At 73.0% G+C, this 15,563-nt stretch carries 14 protein-coding genes and 1 pseudogene; 10 read left to right on the top strand and 5 right to left on the bottom strand.

Translation table 11 applies throughout. The features are described from left to right. Positions 1-171: 171 nt before the first annotated feature. Together AB0O11_RS04655 and AB0O11_RS04650 are read right to left on the bottom strand one after the other, a co-directional pair. Positions 172-636, bottom strand: a complete 465-nt coding sequence (locus AB0O11_RS04655) for an Lrp/AsnC family transcriptional regulator (RefSeq protein WP_363381662.1) — start codon at positions 634-636, stop codon at positions 172-174. 138 nt (positions 637-774) lie between these two features. After that, the gene (locus AB0O11_RS04650) at positions 775-1,698 is read right to left on the bottom strand and encodes an NADP-dependent oxidoreductase (protein WP_363381660.1); all 924 of its coding nucleotides are present in this window, start codon (positions 1,696-1,698) and stop codon (positions 775-777) included. A 219-nt stretch (positions 1,699-1,917) separates the two neighbouring features. On the opposite strand from AB0O11_RS04650, the gene nadA reads away from it, so the two are divergent. Next, the gene (gene nadA, locus AB0O11_RS04645; protein WP_224282292.1) at positions 1,918-3,102 is read left to right on the top strand and encodes a quinolinate synthase NadA; all 1,185 of its coding nucleotides are present in this window, start codon (positions 1,918-1,920) and stop codon (positions 3,100-3,102) included. A 236-nt stretch (positions 3,103-3,338) separates the two neighbouring features. On the opposite strand, the gene AB0O11_RS04640 is transcribed toward nadA, so the two are convergent. Beyond that, on the bottom strand, positions 3,339-3,632 hold the full coding sequence (locus tag AB0O11_RS04640) for a hypothetical protein (RefSeq protein ID WP_224282293.1): 294 nt from the start codon (positions 3,630-3,632) through the stop codon (positions 3,339-3,341). 37 nt (positions 3,633-3,669) lie between these two features. Beyond that, positions 3,670-4,476, bottom strand: coding sequence for a PspA/IM30 family protein (locus AB0O11_RS04635; protein WP_224282294.1), 807 nt, complete (start codon positions 4,474-4,476; stop codon positions 3,670-3,672). A gap of 301 nt (positions 4,477-4,777) precedes the next feature. On the opposite strand from AB0O11_RS04635, the gene AB0O11_RS04630 reads away from it, so the two are divergent. Both AB0O11_RS04630 and AB0O11_RS04625 read left to right on the top strand, forming a co-directional pair. Further along, positions 4,778-5,377 carry a DUF3043 domain-containing protein gene (locus tag AB0O11_RS04630; RefSeq protein ID WP_363381658.1) on the top strand — a complete coding sequence of 200 codons (600 nt, stop codon included), beginning with the start codon at positions 4,778-4,780 and terminating at the stop codon, positions 5,375-5,377. Between the two features lie 158 nt (positions 5,378-5,535). Beyond that, positions 5,536-6,276: a methyltransferase domain-containing protein gene (locus tag AB0O11_RS04625; protein ID WP_363382010.1), complete on the top strand. Its 741-nt coding sequence runs from the start codon at positions 5,536-5,538 to the stop codon at positions 6,274-6,276. Positions 6,277-6,306: 30 nt separating this feature from the next. Here AB0O11_RS04625 and AB0O11_RS04620 read toward each other — a convergent pair whose 3' ends face one another. Continuing rightward, on the bottom strand, positions 6,307-6,507 hold the full coding sequence (locus tag AB0O11_RS04620) for a hypothetical protein (protein ID WP_363381656.1): 201 nt from the start codon (positions 6,505-6,507) through the stop codon (positions 6,307-6,309). A 129-nt stretch (positions 6,508-6,636) separates the two neighbouring features. Between AB0O11_RS04620 and cobU the strand changes: the two are divergent. From cobU to AB0O11_RS04585, 7 genes and pseudogenes are all read left to right on the top strand, one after another. Further along, positions 6,637-7,191, top strand: a pseudogene (gene cobU / locus AB0O11_RS04615) (bifunctional adenosylcobinamide kinase/adenosylcobinamide-phosphate guanylyltransferase); the annotation flags it as partial. A 151-nt stretch (positions 7,192-7,342) separates the two neighbouring features. Then, on the top strand, positions 7,343-8,467 hold the full coding sequence (locus AB0O11_RS04610) for a nicotinate-nucleotide--dimethylbenzimidazole phosphoribosyltransferase (protein WP_363381655.1): 1,125 nt from the start codon (positions 7,343-7,345) through the stop codon (positions 8,465-8,467). A gap of 178 nt (positions 8,468-8,645) precedes the next feature. Next, positions 8,646-9,437 (top strand): adenosylcobinamide-GDP ribazoletransferase, encoded by a 792-nt coding sequence (locus AB0O11_RS04605; protein ID WP_363381653.1) that lies wholly within the window; start codon positions 8,646-8,648, stop codon positions 9,435-9,437. Positions 9,438-9,694: 257 nt separating this feature from the next. Continuing rightward, positions 9,695-11,197 (top strand): leucyl aminopeptidase, encoded by a 1,503-nt coding sequence (locus tag AB0O11_RS04600; protein ID WP_363381651.1) that lies wholly within the window; start codon positions 9,695-9,697, stop codon positions 11,195-11,197. A 423-nt stretch (positions 11,198-11,620) separates the two neighbouring features. After that, entirely contained in the window at positions 11,621-13,027 is a 1,407-nt protein-coding gene (gene lpdA, locus AB0O11_RS04595; protein WP_363381650.1) for a dihydrolipoyl dehydrogenase, read from the top strand. A gap of 82 nt (positions 13,028-13,109) precedes the next feature. Further along, on the top strand, positions 13,110-14,885 hold the full coding sequence (gene sucB / locus AB0O11_RS04590) for a 2-oxoglutarate dehydrogenase, E2 component, dihydrolipoamide succinyltransferase (RefSeq protein ID WP_363381648.1): 1,776 nt from the start codon (positions 13,110-13,112) through the stop codon (positions 14,883-14,885). A gap of 158 nt (positions 14,886-15,043) precedes the next feature. Continuing rightward, positions 15,044-15,562: a DUF4240 domain-containing protein gene (locus AB0O11_RS04585; protein WP_363381647.1), complete on the top strand. Its 519-nt coding sequence runs from the start codon at positions 15,044-15,046 to the stop codon at positions 15,560-15,562. Position 15,563: the final 1 nt, after the last annotated feature.

The following is a 15,563-nucleotide window of genomic DNA, read 5'->3' as shown; positions in this document are numbered from 1 at the left end:
CGGCGTGGGGTGTCGGGGGCGTCCGATCGGCAGGACGCCTCACCGCGACGACCGGACGTGATCAGCGTAGGCAGCGCGGGTGCCTCACCGCGCGTCGGAACGCGGCTGGTCAGGCAGGTTTCGAGCGTCTTCGGGCCGGTCCGCGCAGGATTCCTGCGTACGCCCGACGGGTCAGCCGATGAGCTGGGAGAGGACCACCGAGGAGCGGCTGCGCTGCACGCCGGGCTCGCGCCGGATGCGCTCGATGACGGCCTCCAGGTGGCGCGTGTCGGCGGCCCGCAGGTGGACCAGGGCGTCCGGGTCGCCGGTGACCGTCCAGGCGGCGACCACCTCGGGGAACTGCCGCAGGCTGGCGAGGATCTCCTCGGGGGCGGTGCGCTCGCGGCAGTAGACCTCGACGAAGGCCTCGGTCTGCCAGCCCAGCACGGACGGGTCGAGCACCACGGTGAAGCCCCGCACCACGCCGCGCGCCCGCAGCCGGTCGATCCGCCGGCGCACGGCGGTGGCGGAGAGGTTCACCTGGAGGCCGATCTCGGCGTACGAGGCGCGGCCGTCGCTGCCGAGCCGGGCGAGCAGGAGCCGGTCGGTCTCGTCCAGGTCGGCCCCGACCACCTCGTGCGCTCGCTGGCTGGTCATGGGTGCGGGGCTCCACGGGTCGTACGGGGGTTCGGCTGGGTGCTCCGGCGGCGGGCTGCCGCCGCCGGAACGGTTCGTCACCATTCTGGCGGATGACCTGGACGAGTTCACCGCCGACGGATGACCGGCGGGAGGCCGTCACGGGACGAGCAGCACGATCTTCCCCCGGGTGCGGCCCTCGGCGCTGAGCGCCTGGGCGGAGGCGGCCTGGGCCAGCGGGAAGGTGGAGGCGACGGTGACGGTCAGCCGGCCGTCGTCGGTGAGCGCGGCCAGCTCGGCGAGGCCGCCGGCGTCCGGACGGACCCAGACGTACCGGCCGCCGAGCGCCTTGACCCCGAAGTCGGCGACCGAGGCGATCCGGCCCGGGTCCGCCACCAGGCCGGCCGAGACCTGGACGGCGCCGTGGCCGACCAGGTCGAGGGCCGCGTCCACCCCGTCGGGGGCGAGGCCGCGGACCCGGTCGGCCAGGCCCTCGCCGTACAGCACCGGCTCGGCGCCGAGGCCGCGCAGGAAGTCGTGGTTGCGCTCGGCCGCGGTGCCGATCACCCGGGCGCCGGAGGCCCGGGCCAGCTGCACCGCCAGATGGCCGACCCCGCCCGCGGCGGCGTGCACCAGGACGGTCTCCCCCTCGGCGAGGCGCAGCGCCCTCAGGCCCTGCAGGGCGGTCAGCCCGGCCAGCGGCAGGCCGCCGGACTGCGCCCAGTCCAGCGCGGCCGGCTTGCGGGCCAGGGTGCGGACCGGGGCGGAGACCAGCTCGGCGTAGGTGCCGTGCTCGACGGCGTCCTTGCGGACGTAGCCGTACACCTCGTCGCCCGGGGCGAACTCGGTGACCCCGCCGCCGACCGCGCGGACCACGCCGGCCAGGTCCCAGCCCATGACCAGCGGGAAGTGCGCGTCGAGGATGCCGTCCAGGGCGCCCTCCCGGATCTTCCAGTCCACCGGGTTCACCCCGGCGGCCCGGACCTCGACCAGGACGGAGTCGGGCCCGACCTTGGGATCGGGCAGGTCGGTGTACTCGACCACCTCGGGGCCGCCGTAGCGGTTGATCGCGATTGCCTTCATGGGCTCAGCCATACCCGCGGGCTCCGGGACATCGATTCGGCCACGCCGGACTGCCCCCGATCGGCGATGCGGCTCCGCCAGGGTCCATTCCGGCGAGCGGTTCTCGTCACATCGACAGGATGGCCGTCGTCACTCTGACGCTAAGCGGTTAGAATAGATAGCGTCAGATAGACGAAAAGGCCCCACCGCTAGCTCGGCCGCACAGAAGGGCACCCGCCCGTGACCACCACCATCACCGAGACCCACGGCGTCGACCCCACTCCGACGCCGCTCGCTCTGCTGCTGCTCGGCCGCGAGGCCGACCCGAACAGCGAGCGCGGCGTCGAATGCCCCGGTGACCTCCCCCCGGCCTCCGACCCGAACCTCGTCGAACGCGCCCGCGCGGCCAAGGCCGCGCTCGGCGACCGCGTCTTCATCCTCGGCCACCACTACCAGCGCGACGAGGTGATCGAGTTCGCCGACGTCACCGGTGACTCCTTCAAGCTCGCCCGCGACGCGGCGGCCCGCCCCGAGGCCGAGTACATCGTCTTCTGCGGTGTGCACTTCATGGCCGAGTCCGCGGACATCCTCACCAGCGAGCGGCAGCAGGTCGTCCTGCCGGACCTCGCGGCCGGCTGCTCGATGGCCGACATGGCCACCGCCGAGCAGGTCGCCGAGTGCTGGGACGTACTGGCCGACGCCGGCATAGCCGACGTGACCGTCCCGGTCTCGTACATGAACTCCTCCGCCGACATCAAGGCCTTCACCGGCCGGCACGGCGGCCTCATCTGCACCTCCTCCAACGCCAAGCGCGCGCTGGAGTGGGCGTTCGAGCAGGGACAGAAGGTGCTCTTCCTGCCCGACCAGCACCTCGGCCGCAACACCGCGGTGCGGGACATGGGCTTCTCGCTGGACGACTGCGTGGTCTACAACCCGCACAAGCCGAACGGCGGCCTGACCGCCGAGCAGCTGCGGGACGCGAAGATGATCCTCTGGCGCGGCCACTGCTCGGTGCACGGCCGGTTCAGCCTGGACTCGGTGAACGACGTCCGCGAGCGGGTCCCCGGCGTGACCGTCCTGGTGCACCCCGAGTGCAAGCACGAGGTCGTCGCGGCCGCCGACATGGTGGGCTCGACCGAGTACATCATCAAGGCGCTGGACGCCGCCGAGCCCGGCTCCAAGTGGGCCATCGGCACCGAGCTGAACCTGGTCCGCCGCCTGGCCAAGGCACACCCGGACAAGGAGATCGTCTTCCTGGACCGCACGGTCTGCTTCTGCTCGACCATGAACCGGATCGACCTGCCGCACCTGGTCTGGGCGCTGGAGTCGCTGGTCGAGGGCCGGGTGCCGAACGTGATCACCGTCGACCCGGAGACCGAGAAGCACGCCAAGGCGGCACTGGACCGGATGCTGGCCCTGCCGTAGCCCGCCCCGGCCCCGGCCCCGCCCCGGAGGCGGGCGAGCGGGCGAGCAACAGCCCCGAGCCGAAGGGGCGCGCCGGTGCCGAAAGGGAGAAGCGACCAGCGAGGTACGAGCGCCGGAGCGCCGACCGTCGGCACCGGGTCGGAGCGCCCCGGAGGCGGGCGGGCGAGCAACAGCGAAGGGCGGGCCCCCTCCCACCGGAGGGGGCCCGCCCTTTCGTCTGGCAGCAGCCGCAAACGCTACTCGGGGAAGCCCGGGATCACGCCCTCGCCGTCGGCCATCAGCAGCTCGCGGACCTCGGCGATCGTCGCGTCCGCGTTCGGCAGGATCAGCTCCGACGGCTCCAGCGAGTCCAGCGGCACCGGAGCACCCGACTCCTTCACCGCGGCCAGCAGCTTGCCGTAGGTCAGGCGGAAGCGCTCCTCGTCGCCCGACTCCACTGCGGTGACGAGATCAGCGTCGAGCGTGTTCAGCTCGTTCAGGTGGTCCTCGCCCACCTCGTACTGCCCCTCACCCATGACCCTGATGATCATGCCGTGCGTCTCCCTGGTTCGTGGGGTCGAGCTCAGATCACTTGTTGTAGTTGATGCGCGGGGTGTCCTGCTGCGGCTGCGGCTGGACGTCCTGCGGCTTGCCCTGCTCGATCGCGGCGGGGCCGGCGGTGGAGGGACCGGACAGCTCGGCCTTCATCCGGGCCAGTTCGAGCTCGACGTCGGAACCGCCGGCCACGCGCTCCAGCTCGGCCTCGATGTCGTCCTTGCGGCCGAGACCGCTCGCGTCGTCGAGCGCGCCGGAGGCGAGCAGCTCGTCGATGGCACCGGCCCGGGCCTGCATCTGGGCAGTCTTGTCCTCGGCACGCTGGATCGCCAGACCGACGTCGCCCATCTCCTCCGAGATGCCGGAGAAGGACTCGGCGATGCGGGTCTGCGCCTGGGCAGCCGTGTACGTCGCCTTGATGGTCTCCTTCTTGGTGCGGAAGGCGTCCACCTTGGCCTGAAGTCGCTGGGAGGCGAGCGTCAGCTTCTCCTCCTCGGCCTGGAGCTGCTGGTACTGCGTCTCCAGGTCGTTGATCTGCGACTGCATGTTGGCCTTGCGGGTCAGCGCCTCGCGGGCGAGGTCCTCGCGGCCGAGCGACAGCGCCTTGCGGCCCTGGTCCTCGTACTTCGCCGACTGCTGCTGGAGCTGGGTCAGCTGGAGTTCGAGCCGCTTGCGCGAGGTCGCGACGTCCGCGACACCACGCCGTACCTTCTGCAGCAGTTCAAGCTGCTTCTGGTAGGAGTAGTCCAGCGTCTCACGCGGATCCTCCGCCCGATCCAAGGCCTTGTTCGCCTTGGAGCGGAAGATCAGCCCCATACGCTTCATGATTCCGTCGCTCATGGGCCTCGGGTGCCCCCTTCTCCGGCCTGCGGTCTCTATCTCGTTACCAGACACGACGAGTGTATGTGCAGCGAGCCCGTCGCCGCAGTGCACCTGCCTGCAACAAGACTGCTACAGCGACCAGTGGCGTTTCCTCCTCCCCCGGGTGGATCCGCCACTCATCCCCCCTATCGTCCATCCGACTGATCCCCTACGGGAAGGCCCCGGGAAACCCGGGTCGGACGGCGACCTGGTGGTATCGATATGCGTTTGGGTCCGAGGGCACCCGTGGAAGCCGCGTCGCACCCCGTACGCTGGTGGTGTGTTCCGACGCCGTTCAGATGATGCCGCCGCCTCCGCCACCGTGCTGGAGAAGCAGGACGAGACGACCCAGGCCCGCGACCCGCAGGCCAAGAAGGGCCGCCCCACCCCCAAGCGCAGTGAGGCCGAGGCCAACCGGCGCACCCGGGTGACCGTGCCCAAGGACCGCAAGGAGGCCGCCCGCCAGGGGCGCGAGCGCATGCGCGTCGAGCGCGAGAAGCAACGTCAGGCGCTGATGAACGGCGACGAGCGCCACCTGCCGGCCCGCGACAAGGGCCCGGTGCGCAAGTTCGCCCGCGACTACGTGGACTCCCGCTGGTCGCTCGCCGAGTTCTTCCTGCCGGCCGCCGTGGTCATCCTGGTGCTCAGCATCATCAAGGTGCCGATGCTCCAGCTGCTCTCCACCCTGCTGTTCCTGCTGTTCTTCGTGTTCGTGATCCTGGACTTCGTCCGCCTCGGCCTGGGCCTGCGCAAGCAGCTGGCCGAGCGCTTCGCCGGGCAGAACACCCGCGGTGCCGTCGCGTACGGCATCATGCGCACCCTCCAGATGCGCCGGCTGCGCCTGCCCAAGCCGCAGGTGCGGCGCGGGGAGAAGCCCTGACCGCCGAACCGGTCGACTCCGGCTGGGCCCCGCCCTCCTGGGAGGGGCCCGGCCTGTACGCGCTTCCGGGGCAGGGGGGCGGCGGCCACGACCGGCTGGCCCAGGAGCGCCGGCTGCCCTCCCGCAGCGGGTCCTTCGCGGGCGGCACCGGCGCCTGGCTGGACCGGCTCGGCGGGCTGCGCAACTTCGTCCGCCAGGAGCTCGTCGCCCGCCAGCTCGCCGAACAGCTGTCCGGGCGCAGCGCGCAGCGCGTCCTCGACATCGGCTGCGGCCAGGGCACCCAGGCGCTGCGCCTGGCCCGGGCCGGCCACTACGTCACCGGGATCGACTCGGACCCGGTCGCGCTCGGCGTCGCCCAGGAGGCGCTCGCGAAGGAGCCGCCGGAGGTCCGCGGCCGGATGCAGCTGCTCAGCGGCGACGGCCACCAGTGCGGGCGCTGGTTCGGCCCGCGCAGCTTCGACGTGGTGGTCTGCCACGGCGTGCTGATGTACCTGCCCGACCCCGACCCGATGATCGCCTCGCTGGCCCGGCTGCTGGCGCCCGGCGGGCTGCTCTCGCTGCTGGTCCGCAACCGCGACGCGCTCGCCCTGCGGCATGCCGCCGCCGGGGACTGGCGGGCCGCCCTGCACGCCTTCGAGAGCGACCGGTACTACAACCGGCTCGGACTGGCCGCGCGGGCCGACCGGCTCGCCGACCTCACCGTCACCCTCTCCGAGGTGTCGGTGCCGCTGCGGCACTGGTACGGCGTGCGGGTCTTCACCGACAACGCCCCGGACGACGCGGCCCCGCCGGTGGACGGGCGGCAGCTGGCCCAGCTCCTGGAAGCCGAGGACCGGGCCGGCCGCACCGACCCGTACCGGCAGGTCGCCGCGCTCCTGCACGTGATCGGGGCGAAGTAGCCGCTCCGCGGCCGCTCCACCCCGTCGGGTCTACTCCTCGCTCAGGCTCATCGCGTAGACGACCCGGTCGTCCTCCAGCAGCACCGCGGTGTCCACACCGTCCTCCGCGAGCTGCTTCCAGGTCTCCCCGATCCAGGTCTCGGCGTCGCCCTGGCCGGCGAACTCCTCCTGGCCGCCGCCGGGCGTCACCGCACTGCCGTCCGCCTTCTCGTACCGCCACGTCCAGACCATGCCGGCTCCTCCCACTGACCACGCTGCCTGTGTTGCTGCGCACCATAGCCTGCCCGGCCCGATCTTCCGTATGCCTGGTCCGGCAGGATGGGCGCCATGGCGACCCCATCCCGGCCCACCCGTACCACGCTGCCCCGCACGCTGCTGCTCGGCGGCGCCCGCTCCGGCAAGTCCACCCGTGCCGAACAGCTGCTCGCCGACCACCCGGACGTCCTGTACGTGGCCACCGGCGGCACCCGGGACGGTGACGCCGAGTGGGCCCAGCGGGTCGCGCTGCACCGGGACCGGCGGCCGGCGGGCTGGCGCACCGCCGAGACCTGCGACTTGGAGGCCGTGCTGGCCGACCCCGCCGACCCGGCACCGGTGCTGATCGACTGTCTCGCCCTGTGGCTGACCGCCGTGATGGACGAGTGCGACGCCTGGGACGACGAGGTCTGGGCGGGCGGCGGCGAGGCCGCCGTGCAGCGCCGCTGCGAGGCGCTGGCGCGGGCCTGGGCGGCCACCGGGCGGACGGTCGTCGCGGTGAGCAACGAGGTCGGCATGGGCGTCGTCCCGGCCACCGCCGCGGGCCGCCGCTTCCGCGACACCCTGGGCCGGCTCAACATGGCCGTGGCGGACGCCTCGGAGCGGGTCCTGCTGGTGGTGGCCGGACAAGTCCTGACCATCAAATCCGTTGGCGTGTAGCCTTCCGGACGGTGACTCCTCCGCCTCAGTGATGAGGCGGCTTCTCACTCGACCGCTTGCGCAGTCTCATGACGGCCAAGCCCTGACCGCTGCCTGGGGCAGACCTCGAATGTACTCTGCGCGTCCCGCGCTGTGAGCGAGAAACGGAAATATGGACACGACCGTGGATCTCGACGCGTTCTCCTCGCTCGTCGAGCGCCCTGACGAGAGCGCCCGGCGGGCCGCCGAGGAGCGCTGGCAGGCGGCCGACCGGCCGCGCGGCGGGCTCGGCAGGCTGGAGGAGCTGGGCAGCTGGCTGGCCTCGGTACAGGGGCGTTCCCCGGTGCTGCCGATCTCCGCTCCCAAGGTGCTGCTGTTCGCCGCCGACCACGGCGTGGCGGCGCTCGGGGTCTCCCGGATGCCCGCCGAGGGCGGCACCGCGGCCCGGGTCCGGGCCGTGCTCGACGGCAGCGCGCCGGTGGCCCGGCTGGCCGCGCGCTACGGCGCCCAGGTGCGGGTCGTCGACGTCGCGGTGGACGCCGACCCGGCCGGCTTCCCGGACGAGGTGGTCGCCCACCGGATCCGGCGCGGCTCCGGGCGGATCGACGTCGAGGACGCGCTCACCGCGCAGGAGACCGTCCGGGCGTTCCGGGCCGGCATGGCCGTCGCCGACGAGGAGGCCGACGCCGGCACCGACCTGGTGCTGCTCGGCGACCTCGGGGTCGGCTCCACCACGGTGGCCGGCGTACTGGTCGGCGCGCTCTGCGGGACGGACGCGGCGGCGGTGACCGGGCGCGGCTCCGGGATCGACGACCGGGTGTGGATGGTCAAGTGCGCCACCATCCGGGACTCGCTGCGGCGGGCCCGGCCGGTGCTCGGCGACCAGCTGGCGCTGCTCGGCGCCACCGGCGGGGCCGACTTCGCGGCGATCACCGGCTTCCTGCTCCAGGCGGCCGTACGGCGGCTGCCGGTGGTGCTGGACGGCGTGGTCTCGGCGGCCTGCGCGCTGGTCGCGCAGCGGATCGCCTTCCGGGCGCCCGAGTGGTGGCGGGCCGGGCAGTCCAGCGGCGAGCCGGCCCAGGCGAAGGCGTACGACCGGCTGACCCTGACGCCGCTGCAGGACCAGGGCATCACCATGGGCGAGGGCGTCGGCGCGCTGCTGGCGCTGCCGCTGCTCCAGGCCGCGGGGGACGTGCTCGCGGACGAGGCGCCGAAGCCGGTCGTGCCGGCGCCGCCGAGCGGGCCGAAGGAGCAGCCGAAGCTGCCCTCGGCGGCGGATCTGCTGCGGAAGCTGTAGCGGGGCGGGGCGCCGGCTGCCGGGGACGAGCTTGCCGAACACCGGCGGCCGACGCCGCTGATGTCGTTTCGGGCCCGCCCCTTCCACCTCGCGCGGTTCCCCGCACTCCCGGGTGACGGCCCGACAATCCGAAGAACGCCCCTACCGGGGGCGTTCTTGCTTTGAGAGGAACGTGGTCATGGCCGGCGGCAGCGATCGGGCCACCTGGGCCGAGGGCCTGCGGTTCGGGTTCGGGACGCTGTCCGTGCTGCGGGTGCGGGTGGAGCGGTGGGACCGGGCCGCGGCGGCCCGGGCGATGGTCACGGCCCCGGTGGTCGGGCTGGTGCTGGGGGCGATGGCGGCCTCGGCCGGGGCACTGGTGGCCTGGCGGGCGGGCGGGCTGCTCGGCGCGGTGACCGCGCTCGGGGTGCTCGCCGGGCTGACCCGGGGGCTGCACCTGGACGGCCTGGCGGACGTCGCCGACGGGCTGGGCAGCGGGAAGCCGGCCGAGGACGCGCTGCGCATCATGAAGCAGTCCGACATCGGTCCGTTCGGCGTACTGACCCTGGTCCTCGTCCTGCTCGCCCAGGCCGCCGCGCTGGCCGGGCAGTTCGGTCACTCCCCGCTGCGCGGCGCACTCGCGGTGCTCGCCTCGGCGACGGCCGCCCGGTGCGCGCTCGCCTGGGGCTGCCTGCGGTCGGTGCCGGCCGCCCGGCCGGGCGGGCTGGGAGCGATGGTGGCGAGCACCGTACCGCCCGCCGGGGCCGCCGCCGGGACGGCCACCGCGGCGCTCGCCCTGGCCGCGGCCGGACTGCTCGACGGATGGTCAGCTCTCCGCCTCCCGCTGGCCGTTGCGCTCGGCACCGGATGCGCCCGACTGCTGCTCGGACGGTGTGTCCGCAGGTTCGGCGGGATCACCGGGGACGTGCTCGGGGCGATGGCCGAGACCGCCGCGGCCGCCTCGCTGTTCGCCCTGGCGTTGCTCGACTGACACCGGGCGGCGCGTGATCCCACCATGCGGACTACCATGCGTGAAGCACCGCAGCCCTGCACCGCCGCAGGTCCTGCCCGCCCGGCGCGTACCGAGGAGCCGGGGCCTCTGGCGTGCGCGGCCGCTTCCGGCGGACGCGCGCGCCAGGGGGCCCGGACCCGGAGGCCCGCCGGCGGACGGCCTGCGACGGCGGGCTGCGCCGGTGCGGCAGCCTCGCCGTGGCCGGCCGTGGACCGCGAAAGAACAGGACGCATTACGTGACTGCATTGTCTGTGAGCACCTCCTCCGCCGCCTCACTGCGCGCGGACGCCCTGGTGGTCGGTGTCGCGAAGGGCCCGAAGGGCATCGTGCTGGCCCCCGGCTCCGAGGCCGTGAACGAGGCGTTCGAGGGCAAGCTGACCGAGGTCCTCAGCACCCTGGGCGCGACCGGCGCCGAGGGCGAGGCCGTCAAGGTCCCCTCCCCCGCCGGCCTGAAGGCCGCGTTCGTGCTCGCGGTCGGCCTGGGCGAGGCCGCCGAGGAGGGCTACGAGCTGGAGGCGCTGCGCCGCGCCGCCGGTGTCGCCGCCCGCACCCTGGCCGGTGCCAAGAAAGCCGCGCTGGCGCTGCCGGCCGAGTCCCCGGCGGACATCGAGGCAGTCGCGCTGGGCGGTCTGCTCGGCTCGTACGCCTTCGGCACGTACAAGGCCAACGGCAACGGCAAGGAGCCGGTCGGCGAGCTGGTCCTGCTGGCCGCCCGCAAGGGCAGCAAGGACGCCAAGGCCGCCGTGGAGCGCGCCACCGCGATCGGCGAGGAGATGAACCGGGCCCGCGACCTGGTCAACACCGCGCCGAACGACCTGAACCCGAAGAGCTTCGCCGCGATCGCCCAGGCGGCCGGCAAGGAGCACGGCCTCAAGGTCGAGGTGCTGGACGAGAAGGCGCTGACCAAGGGCGGCTTCGGCGGCCTGCTGGGCGTCGGCGGCGGCTCGGCGAACCCGCCCCGCCTGGTGAAGGTGGCCTACACCCACCCGAAGGCCAAGGCCACCGTGGCGTTCGTCGGCAAGGGCATCACCTACGACTCGGGCGGCATCTCGCTGAAGCCGGCCGGCCACAACGAGACCATGAAGTGCGACATGGCCGGCGCCGCCGCCGTGTTCGCCGCCGTGGTGGCCGCCAAGCGCCTGGGCCTGGTCGTCAACGTGACCGCCTGGCTGGCGCTGGCCGAGAACATGCCGTCCGGCTCCGCCACCCGCCCGGGCGACGTGCTGAAGATGTACGGCGGCAAGACCGTCGAGGTCCTGAACACGGACGCCGAGGGCCGTCTGGTCCTGGCCGACGCGATCGTGCGGGCCGGCGAGGAGAACCCGGACGTCATCGTCGACGTGGCCACCCTGACCGGCGCCATGGTGCTGGCCCTGGGCACCCGCACCTTCGGCGTGATGGCCAACGACGACGAGCTGCGCGACAACCTGCACGCCCTGGCCGGCGAGGCGGGCGAGCAGTCCTGGCCGATGCCGCTGCCGGCCGAGCTGCGCAAGGGCTTCACCGAGTCGACCATCGCCGACCTGGCCAACATGGGCGAGCGGATGGGCGGCGGCCTGGTGGCCGGTCTGTTCCTGAAGGAGTTCGTGGCCGAGGGCACCGACTGGGCGCACCTGGACATCGCCGGTCCGGCGTTCCACGAGGGCGCGCCGTTCGGCTACACCCCGAAGGGCGGCACCGCGAGCGCGGTGCGCACCCTGGTCCGCTTCGCCGAGCAGAAGGCGGACGGCAAGGCCTGACCCAGGCACCCCTGATCGAGGGCTCCCGATCCGGGACGCCCCGATCCGGGACCCGCTGCGACGGGGCCCGGCGCGCGTGCGCCGGGCCCCGTCGGCGTTCCGGCCCGGTTACCTGCGGGTAGGCCGGGGCGCCGCGGCGCACCCCTGTTCGCTGCGGGCGAAACTTTGTTCCACACTGCGGAAGAAGCCGCGGCGGGCGGCACGGACGACGCCCGCCCGGCGGCTGTCAACACCGCGCTGAGCTGCGATGATGCCCTTCCGTTGGGGGCATTCCCGCCCTGGTGACCACTCTGCGGGCCGCCCCCGGGCCGGACCCGGACATCAGCCACCGTGAACAAGTGCGAAGATGTATTTCCGGCACGACTGGGCGCCCCACAAAGGCTTCCGACCCACCGGACCGCGACCGGCCCGGCGACCCACCCCATGCATGGAGGACGTGACGTGGCGAACGACGCCAGCACCGTTTTCGACGTAGTCATTCTCGGAGGCGGAAGCGGCGGTTACGCCGCGGCGCTCCGCGCCGCTCAGCTGGGCCTGAGCGTTGCCCTGGTCGAGAAGGGTGAGCTGGGCGGCACCTGCCTGCACCGCGGCTGCATCCCGACCAAGGCGCTGCTGCACGCCGCGGAGATCGCGGACGAGACGAAGGAGGCCGCCGAGTTCGGCGTGCTGGCCACCTTCCAGGGCATCGACATCAACGGCGTCCACAAGTACAAGGACGACGTCATCGCCGGCCTGTACAAGGGCCTCCAGGGCCTGGTGGCGTCCCGCAAGGTCACCTTCATCCAGGGCGAGGGCAAGCTCTCCTCGCAGACCTCGGTGGACGTCAACGGCCAGCGCATCGAAGGCCGCCACATCGTTCTGGCCACCGGCTCCGTGCCGCGCTCGATCCCGGGCCTGGAGATCGACGGCAACCGCGTGATCTCCTCGGACCACGCCCTCAAGCTCGACCGCATCCCGAAGTCGGCCGTCATCCTCGGCGGCGGCGTGATCGGCGTCGAGTTCGCCTCGGTCTGGAAGTCCTTCGGCGTCGAGGTCACCATCGTCGAGGCGCTGCCGCACCTCGTCCCGCTCGAGGACGAGAACTCCTCCAAGCTGCTGGAGCGCGCGTTCCGCAAGCGCGGCATCAAGTTCGAGCTGAAGGCCCGCTTCTCGGGCGTCGAGTACACCGAGACCGGTGTCCGGGTCTCCACCGAGAACGGCAAGCAGATCGACGCCGACCTGCTGCTCGTCGCCATCGGCCGTGGCCCGGTCTCGGCCGGCCTCGGCTACGAGGAGAACGGCGTCGCGATGGACCGCGGCTACGTCCTGGTCGACGAGTACATGCGCACCAACGTGCCCACCATCTCCGCCGTCGGCGACCTCGTCCCGACCCTCCAGCTGGCCCACGTCGGCTTCGCCGAGGGCATCCTGGTCGCCGAGCGCCTGGCCGGCCTCAAGCCGATGCCGATCGACTACGACGGCGTCCCGCGCGTGACCTACTCCAACCCCGAGGTGGCCTCCGTCGGCATCTCCGAGGCCAAGGCCGTCGAGCTGTACGGCAAGGAGAAGGTCGTCACCCTGAAGTACAACCTGGCCGGCAACGGCAAGAGCAAGATCCTGAAGACCGCCGGCGAGATCAAGCTCGTCCAGGTCAAGGACGGCGCCGTGGTCGGCGTCCACATGGTCGGCGCCCGCATGGGCGAGCAGGTCGGCGAGGCCCAGCTGATCTACAACTGGGAGGCTCTGCCGGCCGAGGTCGCGCAGCTCATCCACGCGCACCCGACCCAGTCCGAGGCCCTGGGCGAGGCGCACCTGGCGCTGGCCGGCAAGCCGCTGCACGCGCACGACTGATCGCGCCCCACCCCCCCTTTCCCGGTACTTCCCGTACGCAAGTACTTCCCGTACGCAAGACTTGATAGGAGTCGCTGAAACCATGGCGGTCTCAGTAACACTGCCCGCGCTGGGCGAGAGCGTTTCCGAGGGCACCGTCACCCGCTGGCTGAAGGCCGAGGGTGAGCGTGTCGAGGTCGACGAGCCGCTGCTGGAGGTGTCGACCGACAAGGTCGACACCGAGATCCCGGCCCCGGCCTCCGGCATCCTCACCTCGATCAAGGTCGGCGAGGACGAGACCGTCGAGGTCGGCGCCGAGCTGGCGGTCATCGACGACGGCTCGGGCGCCCCGGCCGCCGCTCCGGCCCCGGCCGCCGAGGCCGCGCCCGCCGCCGCCCCGGTCGCCGAGGCCCCGGCTGCTGCTCCGGCTGCCGCTCCGGCCCCGGTTGCCGCCCCGGCCGCCCCGGCCGGCGACGCCACCCCGGTGCTGCTGCCCGCGCTGGGCGAGTCGGTCACCGAGGGCACCGTCACCCGCTGGCTGAAGGCCGAGGGTGAGACCGTCGAGGTCGACGAGCCGCTGCTCGAGGTCTCCACCGACAAGGTCGACACCGAGATCCCGTCGCCGGTCGCCGGCACCCTGGTGAAGATCCTGGTCGGCGAGGACGAGACCGCCGAGGTCGGCGCCCAGCTCGCGCTGATCGGCGCCGCCGGTGCCGTCGCCGCCGCCCCGGCCCCGGTTGCCGCCCCGGCTCCGGTTGCCGCTCCGGCTCCGGCCCCCGTTGCTCCGGCTGCCCCGGCCCCGGCCGCTCCGGTCGCCGCTGCTCCGGTCGCCGCTGCTCCGGCCCCGGTTGCTCCGGCTCCGGTCGCCGCTGCTCCGGCCCCGGTTGCTCCGGCTCCGGTCGCCGCCCCGGCCCCGGTCGCTGCTCCCGCTCCGGCCGCCCCGGTGGCCGACAGCGGTGACGCCTACGTCACCCCGCTGGTGCGCAAGCTCGCCGCCGAGCACGGCGTCGCGCTGTCCTCCGTCGCCGGCACCGGCGTCGGCGGCCGCATCCGCAAGCAGGACGTCATCGCCGCCGCGGAGGCCGCCAAGGCCGCTCCGGCCCCGGTCGCCGCTGCCGCCCCGGCCGCCGCGCCGAAGACCTCCGCCGCGCCGTCCGCCCTGCGCGGCCAGACCGTCAAGATGACCCGCATGCGCAAGGTCATCGGCGACAACATGCTGAAGGCGCTGCACGAGCAGGCGCAGCTGACCAGCGTGGTCGAGGTGGACGTCACCAAGATCATGTCGCTGCGTGCCAAGGCCAAGGAGGGCTTCCTGGCCCGCGAGGGCGTCAAGCTCTCCCCGATGCCGTTCTTCGTCAAGGCCGCGGCCCAGGCGCTGAAGGTCCACGCGGTCGTCAACGCCCGGATCAACGACGCCGAGGGCACGGTCACCTACTTCGACACCGAGAACATCGGTATCGCGGTGGACTCCGAGAAGGGTCTGATGACCCCGGTCATCAAGGGTGCGGGCGACCTCAACATCGCCGGCATCTCGAAGAAGACCGCCGAGCTGGCCACCAAGGTCCGCGACAGCAAGATCACCCCGGACGAGCTGTCCGGCGCCACCTTCACCATCAGCAACACCGGCTCGCGCGGTGCGCTGTTCGACACCGTGATCGTGCCGCCGAACCAGGTCGCCATCCTGGGCATCGGCGCCACCGTCAAGCGCCCGGTGGTCATCGAGGCCGACGGCGGCACCGCCATCGGCATCCGCGACATGGTCTACCTGTCGCTCTCCTACGACCACCGCCTGGTGGACGGCGCCGACGCCGCCCGCTACCTGGTCTCGGTCAAGGAGATCCTGGAGGCCGGCGAGTTCGAGGTCGAGCTCGGCCTCTGACCCCACCAGGTCCCCGCGGAAGCCCGCGTACGGAACCCCGCGTCGTCCCCGGACGGCGCGGGGTTCCGCCGTTCCCGGCCCCCGGCCGCACCGAGTCGTGGGCCCGCACCGAGTCGCGGCATGCGCGGACGCGGCCGAACGGGGATGCTGGAGCGGTGATGGACGAGACGGACTTCTGGCAGATCATCGACGAGACCCGGGACGCCGCCGACGGCGACCCCGACGAGCAGGCCGACCTGCTGGTGGAACGGCTCCTCCAGCTGACCCCGGACGACGTGATCGACTTCGCCCGGCTGTTCCAGGCGCGGTTCCGGCGCGCCCACCGCTACGACCTGTGGGGCGCGGCCTACCTGCTGCTCGACGGCGCCTCCGACGACACCTTCGACTACTTCCGGTACTGGCTGATCGGCCAGGGCCGGGAGGTCTTCGAGGGCGCGCTGGCCGAACCGGACGACCTGGCGGACCTGCTGCCCGAGTTCGACGAGGAGGAGGACGGCGAGGCCGAGGACCTCGGCTACGCCGCCGACGAGGCGTACGAGCAGCTGACCGGGCTGCCGCTCTCCGAGGTGGGCGGGGGGCGGGAGACCGTGCGGCCGTCCGGACCGGCGCTGGACTTCGACGACCCGGACGTCATGGCGAAGCGGTTCCCCAAGCTCTGGGAGCGGTACGGGGACTGAG

The organism is Kitasatospora sp. NPDC093102, from assembly GCF_040683915.1.
Lineage (GTDB): Bacteria > Actinomycetota > Actinomycetes > Streptomycetales > Streptomycetaceae > Kitasatospora.
This window is presented reverse-complemented; position numbering and strand designations above follow the sequence as displayed.

What these genes read in the sequence shown, in the direction of transcription:
- AB0O11_RS04585 (WP_363381647.1), top strand. Translation starts at nt 15,044, where the DNA reads ATGGACGAGACGGACTTCTGGCAGATCATCGACGAGACCCGGGACGCC.
- AB0O11_RS04610 (WP_363381655.1), top strand. Translation starts at nt 7,343, where the DNA reads ATGGACACGACCGTGGATCTCGACGCGTTCTCCTCGCTCGTCGAGCGC.
- AB0O11_RS04640 (WP_224282293.1), bottom strand. Translation starts at nt 3,632, where the DNA reads ATGATCATCAGGGTCATGGGTGAGGGGCAGTACGAGGTGGGCGAGGAC.
- AB0O11_RS04650 (WP_363381660.1), bottom strand. Translation starts at nt 1,698, where the DNA reads ATGAAGGCAATCGCGATCAACCGCTACGGCGGCCCCGAGGTGGTCGAG.
- AB0O11_RS04655 (WP_363381662.1), bottom strand. Translation starts at nt 636, where the DNA reads ATGACCAGCCAGCGAGCGCACGAGGTGGTCGGGGCCGACCTGGACGAG.
- AB0O11_RS04620 (WP_363381656.1), bottom strand. Translation starts at nt 6,507, where the DNA reads ATGGTCTGGACGTGGCGGTACGAGAAGGCGGACGGCAGTGCGGTGACG.
- AB0O11_RS04635 (WP_224282294.1), bottom strand. Translation starts at nt 4,476, where the DNA reads ATGAGCGACGGAATCATGAAGCGTATGGGGCTGATCTTCCGCTCCAAG.
- lpdA (WP_363381650.1), top strand. Translation starts at nt 11,621, where the DNA reads ATGCATGGAGGACGTGACGTGGCGAACGACGCCAGCACCGTTTTCGAC.
- sucB (WP_363381648.1), top strand. Translation starts at nt 13,110, where the DNA reads ATGGCGGTCTCAGTAACACTGCCCGCGCTGGGCGAGAGCGTTTCCGAG.
- AB0O11_RS04605 (WP_363381653.1), top strand. Translation starts at nt 8,646, where the DNA reads ATGGCCGGCGGCAGCGATCGGGCCACCTGGGCCGAGGGCCTGCGGTTC.